Here is a 23,874-nt window from a genome sequence, read left to right on the forward strand (position 1 = left end):
CCCGGACGCCGGGGACGGCCCTCACGGTGCGCGACGAGGGAGTCAGCCGAGGGTGACCGGCAGCGCGAAGAGGTCGTTCTGGGTGACCACCGGCTTGTTGCGCAGCTCCGACAGCGGCACCGCCAGGTCGAGCCGCGGATGACGGGCGTAGAGCGCGGGCAGCGCCACCCCCGCCTCCAGGCGCGACAGGGCCGCCCCGGGGCACACGTGCGGACCGTGGCCGAAGGAGATGTGCCGGTTCTCCGAGGCGCGGGTCACGTCGAAGACGCCCGCAGTCGGCCCGTGCGCCCGCTCGTCCCGGCCCAGCGCCCCGTAGGACACGATCAGCGCGTCCCCGGCCGGGATCACCTTGTCGCCGACCGGGACGTCCTCGGTCGCGAACCGGATCAGCACGTGGGAGGTGGGCGTCGAGTACCGCAGCGTCTCCTCGACCACCGCCGACCACTCGACCTTCCCGGCGAGCACCAGCTCCCGCTGCTCGGGGTGGGCGGAGAGGTTGACGACCGCGTTGACGATCAGCGAGATCGTCGTCTCGTGGCCCGCCGCCACCATGAGCTGGAGCGTGGAGACGATCTCCTCGTCGGTGAGGTGGTCGCCGTCCTCCGAGGCCAGGACGAGCGCGCTGGTCAGATCGTCGCCGGGCGCCTCCCGTCTGGCCGCGACCGTCTCCCGCATGATCCCGGCCAGCTCGGTCAGGGTGGCGACGACCTCCCCGGGCGGCGTCTGCGTCGAGAAGAACTTCTCGAACAGCACCTTCAGCCGGGGCAGCCGCTCCTCCTCGATGCCCATCAGGTCGGCGACGACGTACATCGGCAGCGGGTAGGCGAAGGCCGCCTTCAGGTCGACGACGCCCTCCGCGGGCAGATCGTCCAGGAGCCGGCCGGTCAGCTCGGTGATCCGCCCGCGCAGGTGCTCCACCCGCCGCGCGGTCAGCGCCTGCGCGACCAGGGTGCGCAGCCGCCGGTGCTCGGCGCCGTCCACGGTGAGCATCGACCGGCCGGGGTTGGCCAGCCCGATCAGCGGCCAGTCGGGGGCGATCTCACCGCGCTGCCAGGCGCCCCACACGGAGATGTCCTTCACCAGACGCGGATCGGTCAGCAGCGCCTTGGCCTCCGCGTGGTGGGTGACGGCCCAGACGGGCACGCCGCCCGGCAGCTCCACGGCGGCGAGGGGCCCCGCCGCGCGGAGCCGGGCGCTCTCGCCGTCCAGGTCGGTGACGAACGGGTCCAGCGCGATCCTGGCCTCTTCGGTGCCGGTGGTCATGCTGACGTGCCTCCCAGGGCAGTGGTCGGGGTGAACCGCACGGGCAACTCGGTCAGCCCCCGCAGCCAGGGCGAGGGGCGGCGGGTGAGGGAGCCGGCCGGCACGGCGAGGTCGATGTCCGGCAGCCGGTCGAGGACGACCTCGATACCGGTCCGCGCGATCACCTCGGCGATCTCCTGCGCGGGGAAGGGACAACGGTGCTCGCCGTGGCCGAAGGAGAAGTGCGCGTTGTTCCCGCCGGTGAGCGCCGAACCGTCGGTGCGCACCTGCGGATCGGAGTTGGCGCCCTGGAGCCCGAGCAGCACCAGGTCGCCGGCGCGAATGCGCCGCCCGCCGAGCTGGGTGTCGCGGGAGGCCCAGCGCCCGGCCACGTTCTGCGTGGGGGTGTCCTCCCACAGCACCTCGTTCATGGCCTCGGCGACACTGTTGCGCCCGCCGAACAGGGACGCCGCGAACCGGTCGTCGGTCAGCATCAGCCGCAGCGAGTTGCCCATCCAGTCCGCGGTCGGCTGATGCCCCGCCGCCATCATCACCATCAGGTCCTGGGCGATCTCCTCCTCGCTGAAGCCGCCGGTGTCGGCGAGCATCCGGGAGGCGACGTCGTCGGCCGGTTCGGCCCCGCGGTCGGCGAGCAGCCGCGCCATCGACGTGGCCAGGTGCGCCTGGCCCGCCAGCGCCCGCTCCCGCCCGTCGATCATGTCGTTGAGGGCGGTGACCAGGGCCGGACCCTGCTCGTCGGAGAAGCCGTAGAGCCGGGCCAGTACCCGCACCGGCAGCAGCATCGCGTACTCGCCGACGAGGTCCGCCTCGCCCTTGGCGCACAGCCGGTCCACCAGTTCGTCGGCGAACCGCTCGGCGTGGCCGCGCAGCAGGTGCGGGTCGACGGCCTCCAGGGCGTCGCTGACCATGGCGGCGCGCCGGCGGTGCCGCTCGCCGACCGTGTAGAGGATCGACGGCTGCCGGCGGCCGATCATCGGCAGCAGCGGCCAGCCGTCGGGGATGTTCTCCCACTGGTTCCACAGTTCGGAGTCGCGGCTGAAGAGCACCGGGTCGCCGGTGACCTGGTGCAGCTCCCGGTAGCCGAGCACCAGCCAGGCCGGTACGCCGCCGTCCAGCACCACCGGGGTGACCGCTCCGTGCTCGCGCCGCATCCGCCGGTAGAGGCCGGCGGGGTCGGTCTGGAAACGGGGGCCGCCGAGCGGTACGGCGTCGCTCGTGTCGGTGTTCACACCAGCTCCTGACGGGGCCGGGCGGCCCGCGCCGCGTAGTGGCCGCGCAGGTGCTCCACCAGCGCGATCAGCACCTGCTTGCTGGACTCGCGCGAGCGCGCGTCGCACTCCACCAGCGGCACCCGCGGATCGAGGTCGAGGGCCTCGCGGACCGCGTCGGGGGAGTGCCGGGGGCCGCCGAAGTCGTTGCAGGCCACGATGAACGGCGTGCCGTGGTGCTCCAGGCGGTCGATGGCGTACCAGGAGTCGTCGATGCGGCGGGTGTCGACGAGGACGACCGCGCCGAGCGTCCCGGAGAAGAGCCGGTCCCACAGGAACCAGAACCGCTCCTGGCCGGGTGCCCCGAACAGGTACAGCACGTTGTGCGCGTCCAGGCTGATGCGGCCGAAGTCGAAGGCGACGGTCGTCGCGGACTTGCCGCGCACCTCGCTGTTGTCGTCCACGGCCGCGCCGGCCTGCGTCATCGTCTCCTCGGTGTTGAGGGGGCGGATCTCGCTCACCGAGCGGACCATGGTCGTCTTGCCGACACCGAAACCGCCCACGACCACGATCTTCAGGCCGTTGTCGGCGGACGCGCCCAGGGGGATGCGGGGGTCAGAGGTTGCGGAGTCCAACGAGCACCTGCTCCAGGATGTCGGGGTCGGGAACGGCGGTCAGGCGCGGGTGCCGGGCGCTCACGCGGCCGGCCGCGTGGAGGTCGGCGAGCAGGACCCGGGTGATGCTCACCGGGAGCCGCAGCTCGGCGGCGATCTCCACCACGGCGGCGGGCGCCCGGGTCATCCGCAGGATCGCCACGTGCTCCGACTGCATGCCGGGGGTCGGTTCGCACTCGGCGACGACGAGGGTGACCAGGTCGAAGGGGCTGTCCGGCCCCGACCGGCTGCGTCCCTGCGTCAGGGTGTACAGCCGGTCGGGCGCGTCGTCGCGGCCGGGGCGGCTCATGCGGTGCGGGGCGGCGCGGTCAGGTGCTCGCCGAGTTGTTCCACCAGCTCGCTCATGTTGTGCCCGACGAGTCCGGCGTCGGCGTCCTCGGAGGTGACGACGGCCAGGTGCGCGCCCTCGCCGGCCTCCACGATGAACAGGACGCCGCCGTAGAACTCGGTCATCGCCGAGCGGACCCCGCCGCTGCCGTCGCCGAACTCCACGGACGCGCCGTGGGAGAGCGACTGGATGCCGGCGGCGATCGCGGCGAGCTGGTCGGCCTGGTCGACGGTGAGCTCCGGGGTGCGGCAGAGTTTGAGGCCGTCCCGGGAGAGCACGAGCGCGTGCCGCGCGTCCGGCGTGCGCTCCAGGAGGCCCTCGATGAGCCAGGTGAGCTTCTCGTCGGCGGTGGTCTGGCCGGTCATGAGGTGGTGTCGCCTTCCGGGTGCGCGGTGGTGGGTGACGGGGCGTCGGGGTGGGTCCGGGGAGCCTCGGCCCGCTCCCCGCCCGGGGAGGTGTCCCGTGCGGCGGAGTCGGGTGCGGCGGGCCGGACGGCCCGGCGGAAACTGCTGAAGCGGGCCACGCGGGCCTTCGCGTCGCCCTCGGCGGGCGGTGCGGCGGGCGGTGCCGCGGCGCGGGCGGCGCGGGTCCGTTCGGCCGCGGCGAGGGTCCGGCCGCGCCGGCGCCGGGGGAGTCCGGGCGGCTCCGCGTCCGCGCCGTCGGCGGTGCCCCGCGTGACGGCGGTGCCCCGCGTGTCGGGGGTGTCCGGTGCGCCGGCCGTGTTCGCCGTGTCCGCCGTCTCTGCCGTGTCCGCCGTGCGGTCGGTACGGGTGGCGGAGGCGCGGCGGGGCAGGTCGTCGGGGTGCGGCCGGGCCGACGGCGCCGGGGCCGCGGCCTCGGGCCGGGTGCCGGTGCGGGAGCCCTCGGGGTGGGAGGCGGCCTCCGGGCGGGCCGGGGTCTTCGGGTCCGGCCGGGCGGACGGGGCGGCGGGGGCCGGCGGAGCGGCGGCCGGGGTGAGCGGACCGGCGCCCGCGCGGGTGCGGGCGGACCGGGCGCCCTGGTCGCCGGGGGTGCCGCGGCGCGGGCCGGCGGCCTCGGCGGTCGCCGGGACCGTGGTGGACCCGGCCCCGGACCGGGCGGCGGCCGCGTCGCCGGAGCCGGTGGCGCCCGCCAGGATCTCCTGCGGGATGAGCACCAGCACGCCCGTGCCGCCGCGCGCCGAGGGACGGAAGGAGACCTGGAGCCCGTACTTGACGGACAGCCGGCCCACGACGGCCAGTCCGAGCCGGGTGCCGGTGAGGCCGCCGAGCCCGGCGGAGTCGCCGGACACCGCCCGCTGCGCGCGGCGCAACTGCACGTCGCCCATGACGAGTCCGCTGTCCTCGACGGAGACGATGACCCCGGACGGCACCTCCTCCACGTACACGTGGACCTCGGCGGTCGGCGGGGAGAAGGTGGCCGCGTTGTCCAGGATCTCGGCGAGCGCGTGCATGACGCCCTCGGCGGCGTGCCCGGCGACCGCGCTGTCGCTGACCGAGTGCACCCGCACCCGCCGGTAGCCGGCGATGCGTCCCATGGCGCCGCGCAGGATCGACTCCATGCCGATCGGCCGGGCCCAGCGGCGGCCGGAGCGGGCCCCGGTGAGCACGGCGACGGAGTCGGCGATCCGGCCCGCCTGCGCGGTGCGGTGGTCGAGGTGGAGCAGGTCGGCGAGGACGTCCTCGTCGCTGTGCCGCTCCTCCATGGCGCGCAGGTCGGCGAGCATGCCGGTGGCCAGCGCCTGCATGCGGCCGGCCGCGTTGGCGGTCGCGGACAGGGCGGCGGCGCGTTCGGAGGCGGCCTGGTCGAGGCGGGCCCGCAGCCGGGCGGTCTCCTCGGTGAGCCGGGCGACCTCCCGGTCATGGTCCTCGGTCAGACGGGTCCGCTCCCGCTCCGCCTCCCGCGCGGCGCGCTCCACCGCGCGCTCGTGCTCGGCGAGGAGGTCCTCGCGTTCGCGGTCCGCCTCCTCGCGCAGGCGCTCCCGCTCGGCGCGGGCCTGCCCGGCCAGGCGGGCCCGCTCGCCGGCCAGCCGCTCCGCCTCGGCGCGGGCGGCCTCCAGCGCCCGGCGGGTGGTCCGCGCCGTCCGCAGCGCGTGGACGGCCACGGTGAGGGCGGCGCACAGGAGGATGGCGCCCGCGCTCCCGCCCAGGGCGAGGGGGGCGCGCACCGCCGGCGGGGCGGCGGTGACGGCACCGCCGACGGCCAGCGCGGAGACCACCGCGCACGGCAGGGCCACGGCGGCGAGGGTACGGAGGGCGGGTCGGTCGCCGGGAGGGGCGGGCGCGGTCATCAATCGGGTCCTCGCCAGGCCGCGGAAGCGGCCCTCGTCTCGTCCTTGGGGGCGCGAAAGGGGTAGCGCGCGATCACGCGGCGCTCAACTGGCGATCACTATAGGCGAGTTGGCGATCGATTTGAGAAGTGGCCCGGTGTATTTTCCGATTGGCCGTCACTTTCGTCCACCCGGTGGGCGCCGGAGTCCGCTCACGGGCGGACAGCGGGGCGGGGGGCTCGGTCCGTCCGCCCGCCCCGCGTCGGGGGCGGGCGGGCCCGGCGCCGCCGACGTCCGCGGCGGGAAGCCGGGTTCAGGGCAGGGCGCCGCGCTCGCAGACCTGGCGGGCGACCTCGCGCAGCTTGACGTTGTGGTCCTGCGAGTAGCGGCGCAGGGCGGCGAACGCCTCGTCCTCGGTGAGCCGGTGGCTGCCCATGAGGATGCCCATCGCCTCGCCGATGGTGTGCCGGGTGCCGATGGCCTCCTGCAACTGCGCGTGGGTGCGGGCGCTGGAGAAGGCCACCGCGGCGTGCGAGGCCAGGAGCCACCCCGCGGTCTCGCTGGCCTCGGTGAAGGCGCCGGGCCGCCGGGAGTAGAGGTTCAGCGCGCCCAGGTCCTCGTCCTCCGTGAACAGCAGGAACCCCATCATCGAGCCAAGGCCCAGGGCGCGGGCCTCGGGCACGTACCGGGGCCAGCGCCGCGCCTCGTCGGTGAAGTCGGCGATCCGGTACTGCCGCCGGCCGGTGCCCGCGCGGGCGGCGTCGAAGCAGGGGCCCTCCCGCACCCGCTCCTGGAGCCGGTCGCTCTCGACGACCAGCGAGGAACTGGGGGCGAGCGACCGCACCTCTTGGCCGCGCAGGATGAGGATGCCGGCGGCGTCGCACCCCTCGACCAGTTCGATGGCCGACCCGGTGATCCGCGCCAGGGTGTCGTTGACCGACTCCTGGGCCAGCAGGTCGCGGGCCATCCGGGCCATCTGCTGGGCGAACGTGCGCCAGTCCATACCGCTCTCCTGCCGACTCGGTGCTCTCGCGCCGCGCCCGCCGGGTCCCGCGGGCCGCGCCGTACCCGGACGGGTGCCCCGCCCCGGCACGCCCACCGGTGCGGGCAGTCCCCGTGTGTGCCCGCCTCGCCGCCAGTCTCCGCCGCCGGGCCGTCGCACCGCATCTTGTTTCACGGTACATCTAAATGCATCATGTGCTTATGGACAGGCGCCCGCAGGAAGCCCCCGGAAAACCGGCGGACCCCCGCGGCCCGGGGGAGCACGGCAAGCCGGAACACCTCGCGGGACCGCCGGTCCCGCCGGAGGAACTGATCGTGGCCGCGGAACAGGTGCTCCGGCACGTCCGGCACAGCGCCCGGACCGGCGGCCTGAGCGCCGCCGCCTCCTCGGCCCTGGCCCGGCTGAGCCGCGAGGGCCCGCGACGGCTGACCGAACTCGCCCGCGCCGAGGGCGTCTCCCAGCCCGGCATGACCCAACTCGTCACCCGGCTGGAGCACGCGGGCCTGGTCCGCCGCACCACCGCCGCGGACGACGGACGGGGCGTCCTGGTCGAGCCGACCGGTACGGGTCTGGAGGTGCTGGAAAGCCGCCGAGCCGAACGCGCCCGAGCCCTCCGGCACCTCGTCGCCGAACTGACCGAGCCGGAGCGGCGGGCCGTCGAGACCGCGCTGCTCGCCCTGGCCCGCGTGATCGAGAACGGGTCCGGCGCCCCCTGACCGGGCCGTCCGGCCGTCCGGTACCGCGTCGGGGCCGGCCGGCGGCTCCCCGCCCGTACCCGGCGGGGGTGAGGCCCCCGACCGGACGCCCCGGCCCGCCCGCGCCTCCGCCCGTCCGCCGGCCGACGCGTCCGTGGGTCCACCCGTCCGCGTGACCGGTGGCGCACGCCGGTCCGTCAGTCCGGAATCCGTCCGTCCGTCCACCTGTCCGTCCGTCCCCGTGTCCGTCCGTCCACCCGGAGGTCCGACCCGCCCCCTCTCGCCCTCGCGCCCCCCCACCCTCACCTCTCACGCGAAAGAGAACCGGACATGAGCGCACCGCACGAAAAGGCCGCCGGGCCCTTCCGGCAGCCCAAGGCCGTCTGGGCCGTCGCCTTCGCCTGCGTGATCTCGTTCATGGGCATCGGCCTGGTCGACCCGATCCTGCCCGCCCTCGCCGAGAACCTGCACGCGACCCCCAGCCAGGTCTCCCTGCTCTTCAGCAGCTACCTGATCGTCACCGCCGTGGCGATGCTCTTCGCCGGCTGGGTCTCCAGCCGCATCGGCGCCAAGCGCACCCTGATCGTCGGCCTCGCCGTCATCGTGGTCTTCTCCGCCCTCGCCGGAACCTCCGGCTCCATCGACGGCATCGTCGGCTTCCGCGCCGGGTGGGGAATGGGCAACGCCCTGTTCATCGCCACCTCCCTCGCCGTCATCGTGGCCTCCGCGAGCGGCGGCTTCGGCGGCGCGATCATCCTCTACGAGACCGCCCTCGGCCTCGGTATCGCCGTCGGCCCGCTGCTCGGCGGCGAACTCGGCGCCATCAGCTGGCGCGGCCCCTTCTTCGGCGTCGCCGTCCTCATGGCCCTCGCGCTGGTCGCCACCCTCGCCTTCGTACCGAACCTGCCCAGGCCGAAGCGCCGCACCTCGCCCCTCGCCCCGCTGAGGGCCCTGCGCCACCGCGGCCTGCTGACCATGGGCCTCATGGCCCTGCTGTACAACTGGGGCTTCTTCACCATGCTGGGCTACGCCCCGTACCCGATGGAGCTGGACGCCCACCAGCTCGGTCTGGTCTTCACCGCCTGGGGCCTGCTGGTCGCCGCCTTCAGCGTCTTCGTCGCCCCGCGCCTCCAGGGCCGGTACGGCACCGCGCCCGTCCTCTACGCCAACCTGTCCGGCCTCTCCGTCGTCATGGCCGTCATCGCGGCAGGCGTCGCCACCCCGGCCGTCGTCATCGTCGCCGTCATCGTCAGCGGCGCCTTCATCGGCATCAACAACACCCTCACCACCCAGGCCGTCATGCTGGTCTCCCCGGTCGAGCGGCCCGTGGCGTCCTCGGCGTACGGCTTCCTCCGCTTCATCGGCGGCGGCCTCGCGCCCTACGTCGCCGGCCGGCTCGCCGACGCCACCGACCTGAGCGTCCCCTTCTACCTGGGCGCGGGGACCTTCCTCCTCGCCATCCCCGTCCTGGCCGGCGGGCACCGGCTGCTCGTCCGGGCCGAGACGGCGGGCGCGGAGGCCGAGCCGGTGCCCCCCGCCCTCACCCGCGTCGGCTCCCCGACGGTGCCCGGCACCCCGCCCGTGATCGTCGCCGTCGGCGCCCACGACCGGGCCGGCGCCGTGGTGGACGCCGCCGCCCGGCTCGCCGAGGCCTCCGGCAGCCCCCTGGAGGTCGTCCACGTACGGCAGACCGCCGTCGTCGAGGGTCAGGCCGTGGAGACGGAGACCCACGAACAGGCCCGTGCCGCCGTGACCGCGCACCTCGACCGGCTCGCCGGCCGCGGCGTCACCGTCACCGGGCAGATCCTCACCAGCGTCGGCGACCACGCCGCCGCGGGCCGCGTCCTCGCCCGGCACGCCGCCGACACCGGGGCCCGTACGGTCGCCGTCGGACGCTCCCCGCGCGGCCCCCTGGAGCAGTTCGCCGACGGCAGCCTCACCAGTGCCCTCACCCACGAGTCCGACTGCACCGTGGTCCTCGTCGACCCGGGGGCGGACCCGCGGCCCCTGACCGCCGCCACCCTCGGCGAACTGCGCGCGGAGGCGGCGCGGGCGGCCCGGCCCGGCGGCCGATGAGCCCGAGCCCGGTGGGTCGTCCGGCGAGCGGCAGCCGGACGGGGTCCGGGGTCGCGGGCGCGCCGGTCACGGGCGGTCCTCGCAGTCGTGGGAGCCGGGGGAGCCCGGGGAGGGGGGAGAGCCGGGGGAGCGGGAAGCGGCAGCGGCAGCGGGGCCGGGATCGCGGTCGGCGTCGGGACCGAGCGGGAGCCGGACGGTGAGTGCGGTGCCCGCGCCCGGCGCGGACTCCACGGTGAGCGTGCCGCCCACGGCCCGCACCCGCGCCCGCATCGCCGCCAGCCCGAAACCGCCCGTCTCCGCCGCCGGCGCGCGCACCGCCGCCGGATCGAAACCCACCCCGTCGTCGCCGACGCGCAGCACGACGGCGTCGTCGAGGTAGGCGAGGGCGACCTCGGCGATCCGCGCGTCCGCGTGCGCGACCGTGTTGCCCAGCGCGGACTGGGCGACCCGCAGCAGCGCCACCTCCCGCGCCGTCGACAGCGGCTGGGGCCGCCCGGTGAGCCGGAACCGGGCGACGAGCGGATGCCGCTCGCCGGTGGTGGCGCAGAGCCGGTCCAGCGCGTCGGCGAGCGTGGTGTCGTCCAGCGCGGGCGGTGACAGCGCGGCGACGAAACGGCGGGCCTCCGCGAGGCTGTCCACCGCTGCCTGCCGGGCCTGGCCCACATGGGTGAGGGCCCGCTCGGGCCGGCCGGGCAGCGCCCGCTCGGCGGCCCGCAGCAGCAACTGGATGCTGGACAGCCCCTGCGCCAGCGTGTCGTGGATCTCCCGCGCCAGCCGCTCGCGCTCCTCCAGCACGCCCGCCGCCCGCTGCGCCTCCGCCAGGTCCGCGCGGGTGGCGGTCAGCTCCTCGATCAGCCGGCGCCGCCCCTCGCTCTCCCGGGAGAGCGCCTGGTAGCCCCAGACCACCGCCACGGCGACCGCCGCCCCGAGCGCCGGGCCGATCACGACCGCCGCGGTGAGGGAACCCCGGTGCGCGGCGAAGGCGGTGCTCGCCGCGACTGCCGTGGCGGCGACCACGGCCGGCCCCGCCCGGCGCGGCAGCAGGTGGAGCTGGACGAAGTAGAGCGGGAAGGCCAGCCACACGCCCTCGGCCGACAGTGCCAGCAGCACCAGCCACACCGCCCCGACCGCGCCGAGCCACAGCGCGGCGCCCCGGCGCGAGCCACGCACCGAGGGCAGCGCCGGACCCAGCGCGTACACGGCGCCCAGCACCAAGGCCACCACGACGACCGCCGTCGCGTGCGGACCTCCGTCCGCCACCGCGCGTGCCGCCGCCAGCACCAGCAGCCCGGCGACGAGCAGGTGCAGGCTCCAGTCCAGGGCCCGGGGGGTCGGAGTCAGCGCGTTCACGATCACTCCAGCCTACGGGCCCCGGCGCGGGCGCACATCCGACGAAAGTGAGAGTTCCGGGCGCCCCCTCCGGCCTGGTCACCCACGACCGCGCTCACCTCGCCGCGGCCGGCCGGATCACCGGGGTCCCCGACGGACGCCCGCGGCACGCCACGCCGACGAGCCGGCCGGCCGCGGACCCCGGAATCCGGCCTCCGTCCCCCGGCGCCGCGGGCCATCCGGGACCGCTCAGCCGTCGCGGTCGCCGCCGCCCTCGCCGCCGCCCGGCACCAGCCGGGCGGCGGCGTCGGGCGGACCGATCCGCATCCCGGGCCGGCGCCGGTGCACGGTCAGGTACGCCACCCCGTCCGGGCCGGCCTCCAGCGCGCGCGTCGAACCGTGGGGCAGCCAGGTCAGCACCCCCGGACGCAGCGCGTGCTCCCCGTCGGCGCCGGTCAGCGAGGCCGCGCCGGCCAGGACGAGGAGCAGGACGTCGAGATCGGGTTCCGCATGGGTGCCCACCCGGCCGCCCGGCGGAACGCGGACCACGTTCGCGTCGAGCTGCCGTCCCGACTCGGCGAGCCGCCACAACGCACCGGACGATTCCGTCCCCGACGCCAGGAGCGCCGCCGTGTCGGTGAGGACACGGGGCAGGGGAGCGCCGCCGTCTTCCACAGTCATCAGGTGCCACCGTCCGCTGCTCGCAACTCGACCCGTACACCGCCCGGTTGGACGGCCGGTCCGCCGCGGTCCGGCCGGGTGACGCACTCCACACCCCCGCGACCGGACCCAAAGGGGAATTTAACATGCGTATTTGCTAGCGTCCGGGACGTGCGGCTGACGAAGTTCACCGACCTGGCGCTGCGTTCCGTGATGCGCCTGGCGGTCGTGAGAGACGGTGACGACCCGCTGACCACCCGCGAGGTGGCCGAGGCCGTGGGGGTTCCGTACACGCACACGGCGAAGGCCGTCACGCGCCTGCGTCACCTCGGCGTGGTGGAGGCGCGGCGCGGACGCGGCGGCGGGCTGACGCTGACCGGCTTCGGCCGGCAGGCGTCGGTCGGCTGGCTGGTGCGCGAGCTGGAGGGCGAGGGGGAGGTCGTCGCCTGCGAGGACGATCCGCCGTGCCCGCTGCGCGCCGCCTGCCGGCTCAGGGGGGCCCTGAGGGCCGCGCAGGAGGCGTTCTACGCCGCGCTCGACCCGCTGACCGTGGCCGATCTGGTGGCCGCGCCGACCGGGCCGGTCCTGGTCGGCCTGACCTCCCGCCCGCCCGGCTGAGGGGAGCCGGGTGTCCCTGCGGATCTCCGTCCGCCGTTTAACACGCATCTCATCTACCAATTAAGGAGCCCGCTGTGCTCTCCGAACAGTCCGTCCCCGTGGTCCGGGCCACCCTTCCCGCGGTGGGAGCGGCCATCGGCGACATCACCGAACTGTTCTACCGGAAGATGTTCGCCGCCCACCCCGAACTGCTGCGGGACCTGTTCAACCGGGGCAACCAGGCGAGCGGCGAGCAGCAACGGGCCCTGGCCGGCTCCCTCGCCGCCTTCGCCGGGATGCTGCTGGAGCGCCCGGACGAGCGTCCCGACGCGATGCTGTCGCGGATCGCCCACAAGCACGCCTCGCTCGGCATCACCTCCGACCAGTACAAGATCGTCCACCGTCATCTCTTCGCCGCGATAGCGGAGGTGCTCGGCGACGCCGTCACCCCGGAGGTCGCCGCGGCCTGGGACGAGGTCTACTGGCTGATGGCGAACGCCCTGGTGGCCCTCGAGGCCCGCCTCTACGAGGAGTCCGGCGTCGCCGAGGGCGAGGTCTGGCGCCGGATGGAGGTCGTCGGGCGGCGGGAACAGAGCGCCGACGCGGTCTCCTTCGACCTGCGCCCCGCAGACGGCCGGCCCCTGCGGCCCTTCCGCCCCGGACAGTACGTCGGCGTTCAGTGCGAACTGCCCGACGGCGCCCGGCAGATACGCCAGTACAGTCTCTCCTCCGCGCCCGGCCGGCCCGAGCGGCGCATCACCGTCAAGCGGGTCCGGGGCGGTGCGGGCCCCGAGGGCGAGGTGTCCTCCTGGCTGCACGCCCACGCCCGCGAGGGCGACGTGCTCACCGTCTCCGAGCCCTTCGGTGACCTGGTCCCGGCCGAGGGCGACGGCCCGCTGCTGCTCGCCTCCGCCGGTATCGGCGTCACGCCCATGCTGGCCGTGCTGGACCACCTGGCCGCCACCGGATCGACCCGCCCGGTGATCGTCGTGCACGCCGACCGGAGCCCCGCCGACCACGCCCACCGCGAGGAGCAGCGTGCCCTGGCCGGCGCCCTGCCCGGCGCCCGGCTCCACCTGTGGTACGAGGAGCCCAGCGACTCCGCGCACGGGGCCGCCGCCGGCCGGGCCGACCTCTCCGGCCTGGAACTGCCGTCCGGCCTGACGGCCTATCTGTGCGGACCGGTGCCCTTCATGCGTGCCGTCCGCGGCGACCTGCTGAAGCGCGGGGTGCCCGCCGGGGCCGTCCACTACGAGGTGTTCGGCCCCGACCTCTGGCTCGCCGCGAGCTGACCGGCCCCGCAACGCGCCGCCCCGCTCCCGCCGGGCGGCGCCTCAGGCCGCCGCCGCGAAGGCCGTGCTGATCGCGGTGTCGACCCGGGCGTGCACCACCAGGCGCGGACCGGAGCTGTCCGCGTTGTTCTCCAGCAGGCGCCGGACGGGGGCGCTGTGCGCGACGACGGACATCAGCACGCCGAGCCGGCCGCACCACTGGTGAGCCCGCAGCACGGCGCTGACGGCGGCGTTCCCGGCGGCCGGCTCGGTGAGCACGATGACGACGGGACGGGGATGGTGGGCATCGACCAGGCGGGTGATGTGCGTGGCCAGTGCGGCCCGCCCGTCGATCCCCGGGTCCCGGTCCACCTTGATGACCAGGACCCCGTGCTGCAGCGTATGGGACAGCATCGTGCCTCCGATCCGACGCCTGACGGCGTGTCTGCCTTCAGTGAAAGCCCCGGCGGCCCACCCCGCAACGCGCCTTCCCGGCACCGCCGGGCGAACCGGCGTGGGGCCGCGCTCGGTCCGCGGAGTCCCGTCACGCGGTCTTCACCCCGGGTCTTGGACGTCCTTTCCCCCCGGACGCCGGGGAACCGGGAAGGGATGCCGAGGCGGATTGCGGGGAGGGCGCTGGGGTGGGACCCCCGGCGGGGCGGCGTGAGGCCCCGGGGCCTGGTCCGAGGGCCCACCGCCGGAGCCGGGTCCGAAGCCCCGGGCACCCGGGCCGGGACGCGGAACGTAGTGCCCCGGGCCGGTGTCCGATTCCCCCCGGCCGAGGCCGCGTCACACGCTCACCCTCCCCGCACCCGGGCCCCCGAGCCGGTGCCGGGGGAGCCGCGTACGATCGACCGGTCCGTCCCCGACCCCGCAGGGAGCCCGACCCGTGACCGTCGTCCCGCCACCGCCGCGCGGCGGGGCCCGCCTGCTGGAGCCGCGGTGCCTGACGCGCCTGGAGGACGGCGAGCGACTGCGCGCCCTGCTGTGGGAGGCCGGGCCCGGCTGGCGGATGGCGAGCAGCGCCGTGCTCGGCGGCGGCCTCGCCGAACGCGCCTGGGTGCTCAACGCCCAGGTGGCCCACGGCTACCGGCGCACCGACCCCGCCGCGCACCTGGCCCGTCTCGCCCGGGACGCCGGGGTGTCCGGCAGGGGAGTCGGCCTGATGACCGCGGCCGACATCCGCGCCCCCGGACGCGGCCACGACGGCGGGGCCGAGGCCCTGGCCACCGCCGGTGTCGCGGTGCGCGGCTGGGCGGCCGTGCCGCACGAGACCCCCGTGGCGGTCCCCGCGCCCGGCACGATCAACATCGTCGCCGCCGTCCCGGTCGCGCTGAGCGACGCCGCCCTGGTGAACGCGGTCATCACCGCGACCGAGGCCAAGGTCCAGGCGCTCCTGGACGCCGGCCTCGACTGCTCCGGCACCCCGACCGACGCCGTGTGCGTCGCCGCCCGCACGCCCCGCCCCGGTGCCGAGGTCCACGCCTTCGCCGGCCCCCGCTCCGAGTGGGGTGCCCGGCTGGCCCGCGCCGTGCACCGGGCCGTCCTCACCGCCCTGCCCGCGCCCGGCTGAACCCGCCCCCTCCCGATCCACCGGGCCCCACCGGGCCCGAGGACCGCTGCGCCGGGCTCCGTCCCTGCCGCACCGGCGAGTCGGTGGTCTGCGCCGACGGCGACGGGACCGTGCGCCGCCGCCACTTCGTCCGCACCGCGCTCGGCGATCTCTACGACGGCTCCTACCGGCAGGCGCCGCGCCCCTGCCCCGCCCCCTCGCCGTCTGCGACCGCCACACCGGCTACGTCCACCTGGAGACACGGCCCCTGTACGACGTGTTCGCCGGCGGCGTCCTGGAACGCGTACCGGCCGCCCTGCCGTCCGGCCCCTCCCTGTGACGGAGCCGCGGCCGGGCACGCCGACGGGGACGGCCCGGCCGGACCGTCCCCGAGGGCGTCGCCGTCAGCGCTGGGCGGACTTCTCCAGCGCCTTGTCGAGCGCGGCCGTGAAGCCGTACGCCCAGAGCTGGTTCACCCGGGCCCGCTCGTTGGCGTCCGGGTAGGCGTTGGTGCAGGAGGTGCCGGGGCCGCCGCCCGACATCAGCTCGCTGCACGGACCGGAGTAGTGGTCCGGCAGGCCCAGCACGTGCCCGGTCTCGTGCGCGGTCACCCGCGTCGAGTCGTACTGCTGGTTCTGCCGGTAGTCGAGGAAGATGTAGCCCCGGCCGTGCCCGTCCGTCGAGGCGTACGAGCCGCGCGAGTCGTTGCCCTCGTAGTACGCGAAGTCCGCGCCCGAGCTTCTCTCCGCGAGGCGGACGTTGGCGACCGAGCTGTTCCAGATCTGGGCGCTGCGGGATATCTGGCTGCGGAAGCTCGGCGCGTTGGCGGCGCTGTAGTAGACGGTGACGGCCGCCGCGGAGTTCGGGCTCGCGGCGCGCTTCTCGGCGACCGAGCGGATGACCGCCTCGAAGAACTCCTGGTTCTCCTGGGCGTTCTCGGCCGACGCGGCGTAGCCGAGGTAGTCGGAGGAAGGAGCGGGGGCGGCGGCCGTCGCGGCCGGGCCGCCGAGCAGGGCCGCCGTCAGGCCGAGACCGGCCGCGGCGGTGAGCAGGGGGAGCTTGACGCGCATCGGTGACTCCTCGGTGTGGGGGTGAAGTCGTCACCGGTGAGTGTGAGGCGCGCAGGAGCCCGCTGGGATGATGGCAACCGGTGATAGGGCCGGGCTATCACCGGCACCCGCACCCCCGGCGCGACGAGGACCGAAGTGCTGAACTCGCCCGGGTCCGCCGCCTTTTGTTCACCTGGCGCAACCCTCTGGTCCCCTCTACGCTCCCCGCATGGAGCTTGAGGTGAGGCACCTTCGCGCTCTCTGCGCGATCGACGAAGCGGGCAGCCTGCACCGGGCGGCACGCCAACTGGGCGTGGCCCAGCCCACGTTGAGCGCCCAGTTGAACCGCATCGAACAGGCCCTGGGCGGGCGGCTGTTCGTACGCGAGCGCACCGGCTGCCGTCCGACGCCGCTCGGCCGCACCGTCCTCGGCCGGGCCCGCCCGCTGGTCGCCGACATGCGCGCCCTGGTCCGGGAGACCCGTGCCGCGGCGGCCGGCGGCGACAGCCGGCTGCGCGTCGGCTCCACCGCGAGCCGGGCCCTCGCCGGCTGGCTGCGCCGCCTCCGCCGACCCGGCCTGGAACCCGCCCTCCAGATGGACGTCTCCGCCAACGAACTGCTGTGCCGGGTCGCCGACGGGCAACTCGACGTGGCCTTCGTGCACGAGGTCGAGGGCAGTCCGCTGCGGGTGCCGGAGGGGCTGCGGCTGAGGGTGCTCGTGGAGCGGGAGCCGCAGTTCGTGATGTTGCCGGCCGACCATCCGGCCGCCGCCCGCGGCGTGGTCCGCCTCGCGGACCTGGCCGAGGACCGCTGGATGGTCGACCCGACGGTCGACGGCGAATGGGACGGTGTGCACCGGATGCTGCGCGCCGCCGGCCTCGACCCCCGTGTCCTGCACGGCGATTACCACACCGCCGCGTCCCTGGTCGCCACCGGCGAGGTGGTCACCGTCTGCCAGCCCAGCTCGCGCTCGCGCCCCGACCTCGCCGTGCGCCGCCTGCACGGCGACCCGCTCGGCGTCCGCCTGCTGCTCGCCGCGCGCACCCCGGACCGGCTGGACGCCGTCTACCCGGCGCTGGAGGAGGCGTACTGGGAGGTGGCCCGCGAATCGCGCGCCTACCGGGAGTGGCTGGAGGGCGCGGGCCCCCTGCCGCCGGACCCGGTCCCCTCACCGGCCGTCCCCTCACCGGCTGTGCCCCCACCGGGAGCGGTGGTCCCGGGCGCGGCCGTCCCGGGTACGGGCCGCCCGGAGCTGACCCCGGCCCGCTGACCCGCCGCGGGCCGTCACCGGGGCCGGCCCCGATGGCGGCCCGTCCGCCTCGTACCCCGGTGGACGCCACCGGCCCGGCACCCGGGTGAACGCCCGCGCCCCGCAGGGCACAAGCCGCCCCGGCGGCCCGCCCGCAGCCCCTTGTAGCGCCGGCCCCGGCGCCAAGCCCGACGCCCGCGCCGGGCGTCGGAGCGGCGTGTCGGTCCATTGCGGTGATTTCCCTTTCCCGCCGGTATGGCGGGATGACCGGCTGGTTACCGAGAGCACCATGAGCTCTACGCGACGACTCCCGCCCCTCCGGTCCCTGGCCGCGATCTGCGCCCTGGGCGGCTCCCTCCTGCTGGCGACCGCCTGCAGCAGCGCCGACACCACCCGTTCCAGCGTCGCCGAGGCGGCGCCGACCGGATCGCCCTCCACCCCCGGCACCGGCACCGCCTCCCCGACGGGCACGGCGACCTCCTCGCCCGGCGGTGACCGGGCCGAGCGCAAGGCGCTGATCCCGATGGCGAAGATCACCTGGGACAAGGCGGCCGACACCGCCATGAAGGAGGTCCCCCAGAGCAAGCTGGTGGAACTCGAACTGCAGCGGACCACGAAGGAGGCCATGTCGGCGACGGGCTCCCCGAGCCCGAGCACGCCGAACCCGGCCCCCAGCACGGGCGCGCCCGAGTGGGAGGCCAAGGTCGCCGCACCCGACGGCACCGTGCACCGCATCGACATCGACGCGGTCAGCGGCAAGGTCTTCCGCACCCAGGTCGAGCCGGACCAGAGCGCCGCCGACAAGCGGGACATGGCCGACCGGCTGGACAAGGCGAGCCAGAGCCCGCAGCAGGCCGTCAAGGCGGCCACCGACAAGACCAAGGGGACCGTCACCGGCCTCGACCTCGACGAGAACGACCAGCAGCTCCAGTGGACCGTGGACGTCGTCAACACCGACACGTGGGACCTCACGGCCGTCGACGTGGACGCCACCAACGGCAAGGTCCTGGGCGAGAAGGTCACCAACGACTGACCGGCCCTCGCCACGCACGGCGGCCGGGCGACCGGACACCACGCGGGAGCGCACACGCACGACGGGAGCGGCGGGCCGGGTGGGCCCGCCGCTCCCGTCGCGTTCCGCCGTACGCGGGCGTCAGGCCGCCGGTTCGACCGCCTGCGCCCCGATACTCCGCGGCTTCGCGGCGCGGGCGGGCAGGGTCAGGACGGCGAGGAAGCCGAGCACCGCGACCGCCGCGAAGAAGTAGAAGCCCCACGGGTGGCCGATCCCCGACGCCACCAGGGCGCCGGTGATGGACGGGCCGACGATCGACCCGAGCCGCCCGATGCCCGAGGCGGAGCCGAGCGCGGTGCCGCGCACGGCGGCCGGGTAGAAGTTGGTCACATAGGCGTAGACCAGGACCTGCGCGGAGAAGACGAACACGCCGGTGAGGAAGACCACCGTGTTCAGGAGCAGGTCGCTGCCCATCTTCACGCTCAGGCACGCCAGCATGACGACCGAGACCGCGAACCAGGCCATGGTGGTGCCCTTGATGCCCCGCCGGTCGGCGACCCAGCCACCGAGGACCAGGCCGACGACACCGCCGACGTTGAGCACGAGGAGCTGGGTGACGGCGGTGGGCACCGGGTAGCCGGCGTCGTTCATCAGCTTGGGCAGCCAGGTGTTGAGGCCGTAGACCAGCAGCAGGCCCATGAACGAGGCGATCCAGACGCCGATGCAGGCGCGCAGGTAGGCCGGCTTGAGCAGTTCCGTGAACGGCACCCGCTCGGCGCCCTCCCGCTGGGCCTTGACGAAGGCGTCGGACTCCGGCAGGCGGAACCACTGGATGACGGCGACGCCGAGGCCGACCACGCCGAGCAGGTAGAACAGGATCTCCCAGTCGTCGGTGACCTGGAGCGCGAGCAGCGAGGTGATCACCGCACCGGTGTGGTAGCCGGTCATGGTGAGCGTGCTGGCCCGCGCCCGGCGGCTGGCCGGCATGCGCTCGGCCATCATCGTCAGCGAGACCGGCATGCAGGCGCCCAGGCCCAGCCCGGCGGTGAGCCGGAGCAGGGCGAACATGGCGACGGAGTTCGCCAGCGGCACCACGAGGGTGAAGACGGAGAACAGCACGACCGAGCCGATGAGCAGCGCCCGCCGGCCCAGCCGGTCGGCGAGCGGGCCGACGCAGACCGCGCCGATCGCCACGCCGACCAGGGAGAGCGTGGCGATGGTCGTCGCGTCGGCCGCGGTCATGCCGAGGTGCCGCGTCTTGAGCAGGGTGGGGATGATCGCGCCGAGGACGACGAGGTCGTAGCCCTCCAGCAGGACGGTGATCCAGCACAGGACCACCGTCCAGGTGCCGCCCGCGTCGCGGGAGCCGCGCGTGGACGAGTCGGACGTGGTGGCGGAAGCCATGGTGACGTTCCCCCCAGTCGGGTGTGGGTGAGCGAAGCGGGGACGGGGAAGGGCGGGCCGGTCAGAACGGGTAGTCGGCGATGTCCGGGCGGACGGTGACCCACTGGGTCTCCGTGAACGCCTCGACGTTGGCCGCCGCGCCCCCGAACCGGGAGCCCGTGCCGGACGCCTTGACCCCGCCGAAGGGGGCGTTGGGCTCGTCGCCGACGGTCTGCTCGTTGATGTGCACCTTGCCGGACTCGATGCGGTCGGCGAGCTTCATCGCCGTGCCGACGTCGCCGAGGATGCCGACGGACAGCCCGTACTCGCAGTCGTCGACGATCCGGGCCGCCTCCTCCAGCGTGGAGAAGGAGATGACCGGCGCCACCGGGCCGAAGATCTCCTCGCGCCAGGCCGGCATGTCCGTGGTCAGCCCGGTCAGCACCGTGGCCCGGTAGCAGGCGCCGTCGATCTCGCCGCCCGCGGCGACCTTCGCGCCGGCCGCCACGCTGTCCGTGACGATGCCGTGCACGCGCTCCAGTTGACGCCGGTCGATGATCGGGCCGAGCGCCACCTCCTCGCGGGCCGGGTCGCCGACCGGCAGGGCATCCGCCTTCGCGGCGAGTGCCGCCGTGTACTCCTCGACCAGCGACTCGTGCACGATGTGCCGGCCGGTCGTCATGCAGATCTGCCCCTGGTGCAGGTACGAGCCGAACGCGCCCGCCGACGCCGCCTTCGCCACGTCCGCGCCCGGCAGCACCACCAGCGCGTTGTTGCCGCCCAGTTCCAGGTGGGCCCGCTTGAGCAGCCGGCCGGCCCGCTCGCCGATCGCCCGCCCGACCGGCGTGGAGCCGGTGAAGGAGACGACCCGCACCTCGGGCGCGTCGACGACCGCCTGGCCGACCGAGCCGTCGCCCGGCAGCAGGTGCAGCACCCCCTCGGGCAGCCCCGCCTCCTCGAAGATCCGGGCGATGACGACACCGCCGCTCACCGCGGTGCGCGGGTCGGGCTTCAGGAGCACGGCGTTGCCGAGGGCGAGTGCGGGGGCGACCGAGCGCAGCCCGAGGATGAGCGGGAAGTTGAAGGGCGCGATGACGCTGACGACCCCGGCCGGGCGGCGCCGCGCCAGCGACCAGCGGGCGTCCTCGGAGGTGAGCACCTCGCCCTGCGGGTGCGTCGGCAGGCCCGCGCACTCGAAGCACTCGCCGATGGCGAGCCCTGCCTCGAAGCCGGCCTTGGACCGGACCGAACCGGCCTCGCGCACCAGCCACTCCTCCACCTCGGCGGCGTGCTCGGTGAAGAGTTCGCCCGCCCGGCGCAGCACGGCCGCCCGCTGCTGGGGCGGGGTCGCCGCCCAGGCGCGCTGGGCCTCGGCGGCGCGGGCCGCGGCGCGGGCCACGTCCTCGGTGCCCGCCGTGCCCACCGTGCCGAGCCGGTCACCGGTGGCCGGTTCCACGACCGGCTGTGCGGTGGCCGACTCCCGCCAGCCGTCGCTGAAGAACCGGCCGCCCCAGACGCCGCTGTCCAGGAATGTCATCGTGATCCCTCTCTTCTCTTCCGCTGTCGCTCTTCGTCGCTCTCGCGCGGATGCCCGTGGTGTGTTCGTGGTGTGCTCGCCTGGTGCCGTCCACCGGCGAGCGGCCGGCGCGTGCCGCCGATCCCTCAGGAGGGGGTGGTGAGCGCCGTGTCCACCTGGATCAGGCGGGGCCCGTCGGTCTGCTCGGCGAGGGCCGCGCGCAGTTCCCCGGCGTCGCCGACCTGCCGGGCGGGCACGCCGTAGCCCTCCGCGATCCGGGTGAAGTCCAGCCCGGGGATGTCCAGTCCGGGGGCGTCCGGCACGCCGAGCAGCCCGCCGAACCAGCGCAGCGCCCCGTACGTGCCGTTGCGCAGCAGCACGATGGTCAGCGGCACCCGGTGCTGGGCCGCCGTCCACAGGGCCGTGACGCCGTAGTTGGCCGAACCGTCCCCGATCACGCCGACCACCGGGCGGCCGGGGGAGCCCATCGCCACGCCGACCGCGCCGGGCAGGCCGAAGCCGAGCCCGCCCGCCGCCGGGAAGTAGTACGAGCCCGGACGGCGCAGGTCCATCTGCCGCCACCAGGCGGCGCTGGTCGAGGTGGACTCGACCACGTAGGCGGTGTCGTCGGGAAGTTCGTCGCGCAGGGCGGCGAAGACCTCCTCCGGGTGTGTCGCGGTGCCCCCGGCGGTGGCCGGCTCGGGCGCCGGCCGGAAGTCCCGGGCCGGGGAGGCCGGCGTGTCGAGGGTCTTCAGGAGCAGGTCGACGACCGCGCCCGGGTCGGCGACCAGGGCCTCGCCCATCGGCGCCCGCGCCGCCGCGGCGGCGTCCTCGGTGACCTGGATCAGCCGCGTGCCCTCGGGCAGGTACCGGCCGGGCAGGTACTCGTGGTAGCGGAAGACCGGCGCCCCGAGCACCAGCACCAGGTCGTGGCCCTCGAACGCGGCGGAGATCGGCGCGATCCCGGCCGGCAGCACGCCGCGGAAGAGCGGGTGCCGGTTGGGGAAGGGCAGCCGGAACTGGGAGGGCGCCGCCCACACCGGTCCGCCGAGCCGCTCCGCGAGCCGTACGGCGTCGTCGAAGAGACCGGCCGAGTCAATGTCGCCGCCGAGCACCAGCGCGGGGTTGCGGGCGGCGGCGACCCGCTCGGCGAGCCGGCGGCCCTGCTCGGCGCCGGGCGCCGCACCGCGCCCGACCTCGCGGTCGAGGACCGCGAGGCTGTTGTCGCCGGCCTCCGCGTCCCAGTCGTCGTACGGGACGGAGAGGTAGGTCGGCCGCCGCTGCAGCCGCGCCTCGAAGACGGCCTGGGCCAGCGCCCGCGGCACGTCCTCGGCGCAGGCCGGCTCACCGGCCCAGCCGACCAGCGGCTTCATGAGCGAGGTGGCGTCGACGCTGGCCAGGTTGGCCTCCGGACCGATGGCCGGACGCACCTGCTGCCCGGCCACGATCACCAGCGGGGTGCGGGAGGCCACGGCGTTGGTGAGGGCGCCCATCGCGTTGCCGGAACCGGAGGCGGCGTGCAGGTTCACCAGCGCCGGGCGGCCGGTCGCCTGGGCGTAGCCGTCGGCCATGCCGAGGACGGCGCCCTCGTGCAGGCCGAGGACGTACCGGAAGCCGTCGGGCAGGTCGGCGAGGAAGGGCAACTCGTTGGAGCCGGGGTTGCCGAACACGGTGGTGAGCCCCTGGCGCTCCAGGAATTCGTGGGAGACACGACGCACGGATGGCACGGACGTTCCTTTCGCAGTGACGTCCGACACGTTAGGGACCTTGCGACATGGGCACCAATAAATGTTTCGGCGCCGCGATATAGAGTCCGTCGATATGGCCTCCTTCGATCTCAACCTCGCCCGTGTCTTCGTGCTGCTCTACGAATCCGGCAGCGTCACGGCCACCGCGGAGGCGCTCCACGTCACCCAGCCCACCGTCAGCTACAGCCTGGGCAAGCTGCGACGGCACTTCGACGACGAACTGTTCCGCCGCACCGGGCGCGGGCTGACGCCGACGGCGGGCGCCCGGCGGCTGTACGAACCGTTCCAGCGGGCCCTGGCGGAGATCGACGGCACGATCCGGCAGGCGGACGACTTCGACCCCGAGACCATGCCGGGCCGCTTCACCATCGCCATGTCCGACCTCGGCGAGGCCACGCTCCTGCCGCGGCTCCTCAGGGCGGCCCGGGAACGCGCCCCCCGCGTCTCCTTCACCGTCCGCCCCTTCGACGTGGAGGACGCGGAGAGCCACCTGCGGCTCGGGGACCTCGACGCGTTCGTGGCGACGCCGGTGCTGAACACGCACCGCACCGTGCGCATCCCGCTCTTCCAGGAGCGCTACGTGGGCATGGTCGCCTCCGACCACCCGCGGATCCGGGGGGACGCGGTGACGCTGGAGGAGCTGTCGGCCGAGCACCACGCGACGGTCTTCGGGCCGAGCGGGCACCTCGCCCCGCGGGGCGTGCTCGCCACGCACGGCCTGCTGGAGCGGGTCGTCGTGGACGCCACCCGCTTCTCGATGCTGCCCTACCTGCTGGAGCAGACCGACCTGATCGCGATCGTCCCGGAGTACGTGGGGGAGGTCTTCACCGCCTCCCACCACGTACGTCTGGTCAGGCTGCCGTTCGAGACCGAGCTGATCGAGGTCGCGCTGTACGCGCGGCACGAGTCCTCGCGCAGCCCGGCGCAGCGCTGGCTCGTGCGGTTCATGTCGGACGTGCTGGGCGAGCAGGTCAGCCCCGCCCAGCTCCCGCCGTACGCCGTGCGCTGACCGG

Annotated in this window: 22 protein-coding genes and 1 pseudogene; 9 read left to right on the forward strand and 14 right to left on the reverse strand. The window is 75.2% G+C overall.

What is annotated here, in order from left to right; all coding sequences use genetic code 11:
* Positions 1–42 precede the first annotated feature (42 nt).
* From VM636_RS28780 to VM636_RS28810, 7 genes are all read right to left on the reverse strand, one after another.
* Positions 43–1,263 (reverse strand): cytochrome P450, encoded by a 1,221-nt coding sequence (locus tag VM636_RS28780; protein WP_030419300.1) that lies wholly within the window; start codon positions 1,261–1,263, stop codon positions 43–45.
* Positions 1,260–2,492 (reverse strand): cytochrome P450, encoded by a 1,233-nt coding sequence (locus tag VM636_RS28785; protein ID WP_030419301.1) that lies wholly within the window; start codon positions 2,490–2,492, stop codon positions 1,260–1,262. The genes VM636_RS28780 and VM636_RS28785 overlap by 4 nt, the downstream gene beginning before the upstream one ends.
* The gene (locus VM636_RS28790) at positions 2,489–3,106 is read right to left on the reverse strand and encodes an ATP/GTP-binding protein (RefSeq protein WP_030419302.1); all 618 of its coding nucleotides are present in this window, start codon (positions 3,104–3,106) and stop codon (positions 2,489–2,491) included. The genes VM636_RS28785 and VM636_RS28790 overlap by 4 nt, the downstream gene beginning before the upstream one ends.
* The gene (locus VM636_RS28795) at positions 3,087–3,434 is read right to left on the reverse strand and encodes a DUF742 domain-containing protein (RefSeq protein ID WP_030419303.1); all 348 of its coding nucleotides are present in this window, start codon (positions 3,432–3,434) and stop codon (positions 3,087–3,089) included. The genes VM636_RS28790 and VM636_RS28795 overlap by 20 nt, the downstream gene beginning before the upstream one ends.
* Positions 3,431–3,838, reverse strand: coding sequence for a roadblock/LC7 domain-containing protein (locus tag VM636_RS28800; RefSeq protein WP_030419304.1), 408 nt, complete (start codon positions 3,836–3,838; stop codon positions 3,431–3,433). Before VM636_RS28800 ends, VM636_RS28795 begins: the two co-directional genes overlap by 4 nt.
* A complete protein-coding gene (locus tag VM636_RS28805; protein ID WP_338486028.1) occupies positions 3,835–5,742 on the reverse strand; it encodes an ATP-binding protein in 1,908 nt (635 codons plus the stop codon). The genes VM636_RS28800 and VM636_RS28805 overlap by 4 nt, the downstream gene beginning before the upstream one ends.
* Positions 5,743–6,034: 292 nt before the next feature.
* A complete protein-coding gene (locus VM636_RS28810) occupies positions 6,035–6,724 on the reverse strand; it encodes a GAF and ANTAR domain-containing protein (protein ID WP_053914294.1) in 690 nt (229 codons plus the stop codon).
* A gap of 200 nt (positions 6,725–6,924) precedes the next feature.
* On the opposite strand from VM636_RS28810, the gene VM636_RS28815 reads away from it, so the two are divergent.
* Both VM636_RS28815 and VM636_RS28820 read left to right on the forward strand, forming a co-directional pair.
* Entirely contained in the window at positions 6,925–7,440 is a 516-nt protein-coding gene (locus VM636_RS28815) for a MarR family transcriptional regulator (protein WP_338486031.1), read from the forward strand.
* 309 nt (positions 7,441–7,749) lie between these two features.
* Positions 7,750–9,495, forward strand: coding sequence for an MFS transporter (locus VM636_RS28820; protein WP_338486033.1), 1,746 nt, complete (start codon positions 7,750–7,752; stop codon positions 9,493–9,495).
* A gap of 66 nt (positions 9,496–9,561) precedes the next feature.
* On the opposite strand, the gene VM636_RS28825 is transcribed toward VM636_RS28820, so the two are convergent.
* Together VM636_RS28825 and VM636_RS28830 are read right to left on the reverse strand one after the other, a co-directional pair.
* Complete coding sequence (locus tag VM636_RS28825; protein ID WP_078855797.1) at positions 9,562–10,845, reverse strand: sensor histidine kinase; 1,284 nt, start codon at positions 10,843–10,845, stop codon at positions 9,562–9,564.
* 228 nt (positions 10,846–11,073) lie between these two features.
* On the reverse strand, positions 11,074–11,505 hold the full coding sequence (locus VM636_RS28830; protein WP_030419310.1) for a hypothetical protein: 432 nt from the start codon (positions 11,503–11,505) through the stop codon (positions 11,074–11,076).
* Between the two features lie 150 nt (positions 11,506–11,655).
* Here VM636_RS28830 and nsrR point away from each other — a divergent pair, with 150 nt between their 5' ends.
* Entirely contained in the window at positions 11,656–12,102 is a 447-nt protein-coding gene (nsrR, locus tag VM636_RS28835) for a nitric oxide-sensing transcriptional repressor NsrR (protein WP_030419311.1), read from the forward strand.
* A gap of 74 nt (positions 12,103–12,176) precedes the next feature.
* Positions 12,177–13,373, forward strand: a complete 1,197-nt coding sequence (locus VM636_RS28840) for a globin domain-containing protein (RefSeq protein ID WP_338486036.1) — start codon at positions 12,177–12,179, stop codon at positions 13,371–13,373.
* 42 nt (positions 13,374–13,415) lie between these two features.
* On the opposite strand, the gene VM636_RS28845 is transcribed toward VM636_RS28840, so the two are convergent.
* The gene (locus VM636_RS28845; RefSeq protein WP_030419313.1) at positions 13,416–13,766 is read right to left on the reverse strand and encodes a hypothetical protein; all 351 of its coding nucleotides are present in this window, start codon (positions 13,764–13,766) and stop codon (positions 13,416–13,418) included.
* Positions 13,767–14,241: 475 nt separating this feature from the next.
* Between VM636_RS28845 and VM636_RS28850 the strand changes: the two genes are divergently transcribed.
* Both VM636_RS28850 and VM636_RS28855 read left to right on the forward strand, forming a co-directional pair.
* The gene (locus VM636_RS28850; protein WP_030419314.1) at positions 14,242–14,925 is read left to right on the forward strand and encodes an adenosylcobinamide amidohydrolase; all 684 of its coding nucleotides are present in this window, start codon (positions 14,242–14,244) and stop codon (positions 14,923–14,925) included.
* Positions 14,926–14,969: 44 nt separating this feature from the next.
* A pseudogene (locus VM636_RS28855) lies at positions 14,970–15,244 on the forward strand (radical SAM protein); the annotation flags it as partial.
* 64 nt (positions 15,245–15,308) lie between these two features.
* Here VM636_RS28855 and snpA read toward each other — a convergent pair.
* On the reverse strand, positions 15,309–15,974 hold the full coding sequence (gene snpA / locus VM636_RS28860) for a snapalysin (RefSeq protein ID WP_030419315.1): 666 nt from the start codon (positions 15,972–15,974) through the stop codon (positions 15,309–15,311).
* 208 nt (positions 15,975–16,182) lie between these two features.
* Here snpA and VM636_RS28865 point away from each other — a divergent pair, with 208 nt between their 5' ends.
* Both VM636_RS28865 and VM636_RS28870 read left to right on the forward strand, forming a co-directional pair.
* A complete protein-coding gene (locus VM636_RS28865; protein WP_234340463.1) occupies positions 16,183–17,223 on the forward strand; it encodes a LysR family transcriptional regulator in 1,041 nt (346 codons plus the stop codon).
* A gap of 268 nt (positions 17,224–17,491) precedes the next feature.
* Positions 17,492–18,235 carry a PepSY domain-containing protein gene (locus VM636_RS28870; RefSeq protein ID WP_338486040.1) on the forward strand — a complete coding sequence of 248 codons (744 nt, stop codon included), beginning with the start codon at positions 17,492–17,494 and terminating at the stop codon, positions 18,233–18,235.
* 120 nt (positions 18,236–18,355) lie between these two features.
* Here the strand turns inward: VM636_RS28870 and VM636_RS28875 are convergent, their stop codons facing one another.
* The 3 genes from VM636_RS28875 to mdlC form a co-directional block, all read right to left on the reverse strand.
* The gene (locus tag VM636_RS28875; RefSeq protein WP_338486042.1) at positions 18,356–19,618 is read right to left on the reverse strand and encodes an aromatic acid/H+ symport family MFS transporter; all 1,263 of its coding nucleotides are present in this window, start codon (positions 19,616–19,618) and stop codon (positions 18,356–18,358) included.
* Between the two features lie 61 nt (positions 19,619–19,679).
* The gene (locus VM636_RS28880; RefSeq protein ID WP_030419319.1) at positions 19,680–21,134 is read right to left on the reverse strand and encodes a benzaldehyde dehydrogenase; all 1,455 of its coding nucleotides are present in this window, start codon (positions 21,132–21,134) and stop codon (positions 19,680–19,682) included.
* 125 nt (positions 21,135–21,259) lie between these two features.
* Positions 21,260–22,840: a benzoylformate decarboxylase gene (gene mdlC, locus VM636_RS28885; protein ID WP_053914300.1), complete on the reverse strand. Its 1,581-nt coding sequence runs from the start codon at positions 22,838–22,840 to the stop codon at positions 21,260–21,262.
* A 94-nt stretch (positions 22,841–22,934) separates the two neighbouring features.
* Here mdlC and VM636_RS28890 point away from each other — a divergent pair, with 94 nt between their 5' ends.
* Complete coding sequence (locus VM636_RS28890; RefSeq protein WP_030419321.1) at positions 22,935–23,870, forward strand: LysR family transcriptional regulator; 936 nt, start codon at positions 22,935–22,937, stop codon at positions 23,868–23,870.
* Positions 23,871–23,874: the final 4 nt, after the last annotated feature.

The sequence above is a fragment of the Streptomyces sp. SCSIO 75703 genome, from assembly GCF_036607905.1.
In the GTDB taxonomy this organism is placed as follows: Bacteria; Actinomycetota; Actinomycetes; order Streptomycetales; family Streptomycetaceae; genus Streptomyces.

What these genes read in the sequence shown, in the direction of transcription:
- VM636_RS28875 (WP_338486042.1), bottom strand. Translation starts at nt 19,618, where the DNA reads ATGGCTTCCGCCACCACGTCCGACTCGTCCACGCGCGGCTCCCGCGAC.
- VM636_RS28820 (WP_338486033.1), top strand. Translation starts at nt 7,750, where the DNA reads ATGAGCGCACCGCACGAAAAGGCCGCCGGGCCCTTCCGGCAGCCCAAG.
- VM636_RS28810 (WP_053914294.1), bottom strand. Translation starts at nt 6,724, where the DNA reads ATGGACTGGCGCACGTTCGCCCAGCAGATGGCCCGGATGGCCCGCGAC.
- VM636_RS28865 (WP_234340463.1), top strand. Translation starts at nt 16,183, where the DNA reads ATGGAGCTTGAGGTGAGGCACCTTCGCGCTCTCTGCGCGATCGACGAA.
- snpA (WP_030419315.1), bottom strand. Translation starts at nt 15,974, where the DNA reads ATGCGCGTCAAGCTCCCCCTGCTCACCGCCGCGGCCGGTCTCGGCCTG.
- VM636_RS28830 (WP_030419310.1), bottom strand. Translation starts at nt 11,505, where the DNA reads ATGACTGTGGAAGACGGCGGCGCTCCCCTGCCCCGTGTCCTCACCGAC.
- VM636_RS28795 (WP_030419303.1), bottom strand. Translation starts at nt 3,434, where the DNA reads ATGAGCCGCCCCGGCCGCGACGACGCGCCCGACCGGCTGTACACCCTG.
- VM636_RS28880 (WP_030419319.1), bottom strand. Translation starts at nt 21,134, where the DNA reads ATGACATTCCTGGACAGCGGCGTCTGGGGCGGCCGGTTCTTCAGCGAC.
- VM636_RS28780 (WP_030419300.1), bottom strand. Translation starts at nt 1,263, where the DNA reads ATGACCACCGGCACCGAAGAGGCCAGGATCGCGCTGGACCCGTTCGTC.
- VM636_RS28890 (WP_030419321.1), top strand. Translation starts at nt 22,935, where the DNA reads ATGGCCTCCTTCGATCTCAACCTCGCCCGTGTCTTCGTGCTGCTCTAC.
- VM636_RS28870 (WP_338486040.1), top strand. Translation starts at nt 17,492, where the DNA reads ATGAGCTCTACGCGACGACTCCCGCCCCTCCGGTCCCTGGCCGCGATC.
- VM636_RS28815 (WP_338486031.1), top strand. Translation starts at nt 6,925, where the DNA reads ATGGACAGGCGCCCGCAGGAAGCCCCCGGAAAACCGGCGGACCCCCGC.
- VM636_RS28805 (WP_338486028.1), bottom strand. Translation starts at nt 5,742, where the DNA reads ATGACCGCGCCCGCCCCTCCCGGCGACCGACCCGCCCTCCGTACCCTC.
- VM636_RS28845 (WP_030419313.1), bottom strand. Translation starts at nt 13,766, where the DNA reads ATGCTGTCCCATACGCTGCAGCACGGGGTCCTGGTCATCAAGGTGGAC.
- VM636_RS28800 (WP_030419304.1), bottom strand. Translation starts at nt 3,838, where the DNA reads ATGACCGGCCAGACCACCGCCGACGAGAAGCTCACCTGGCTCATCGAG.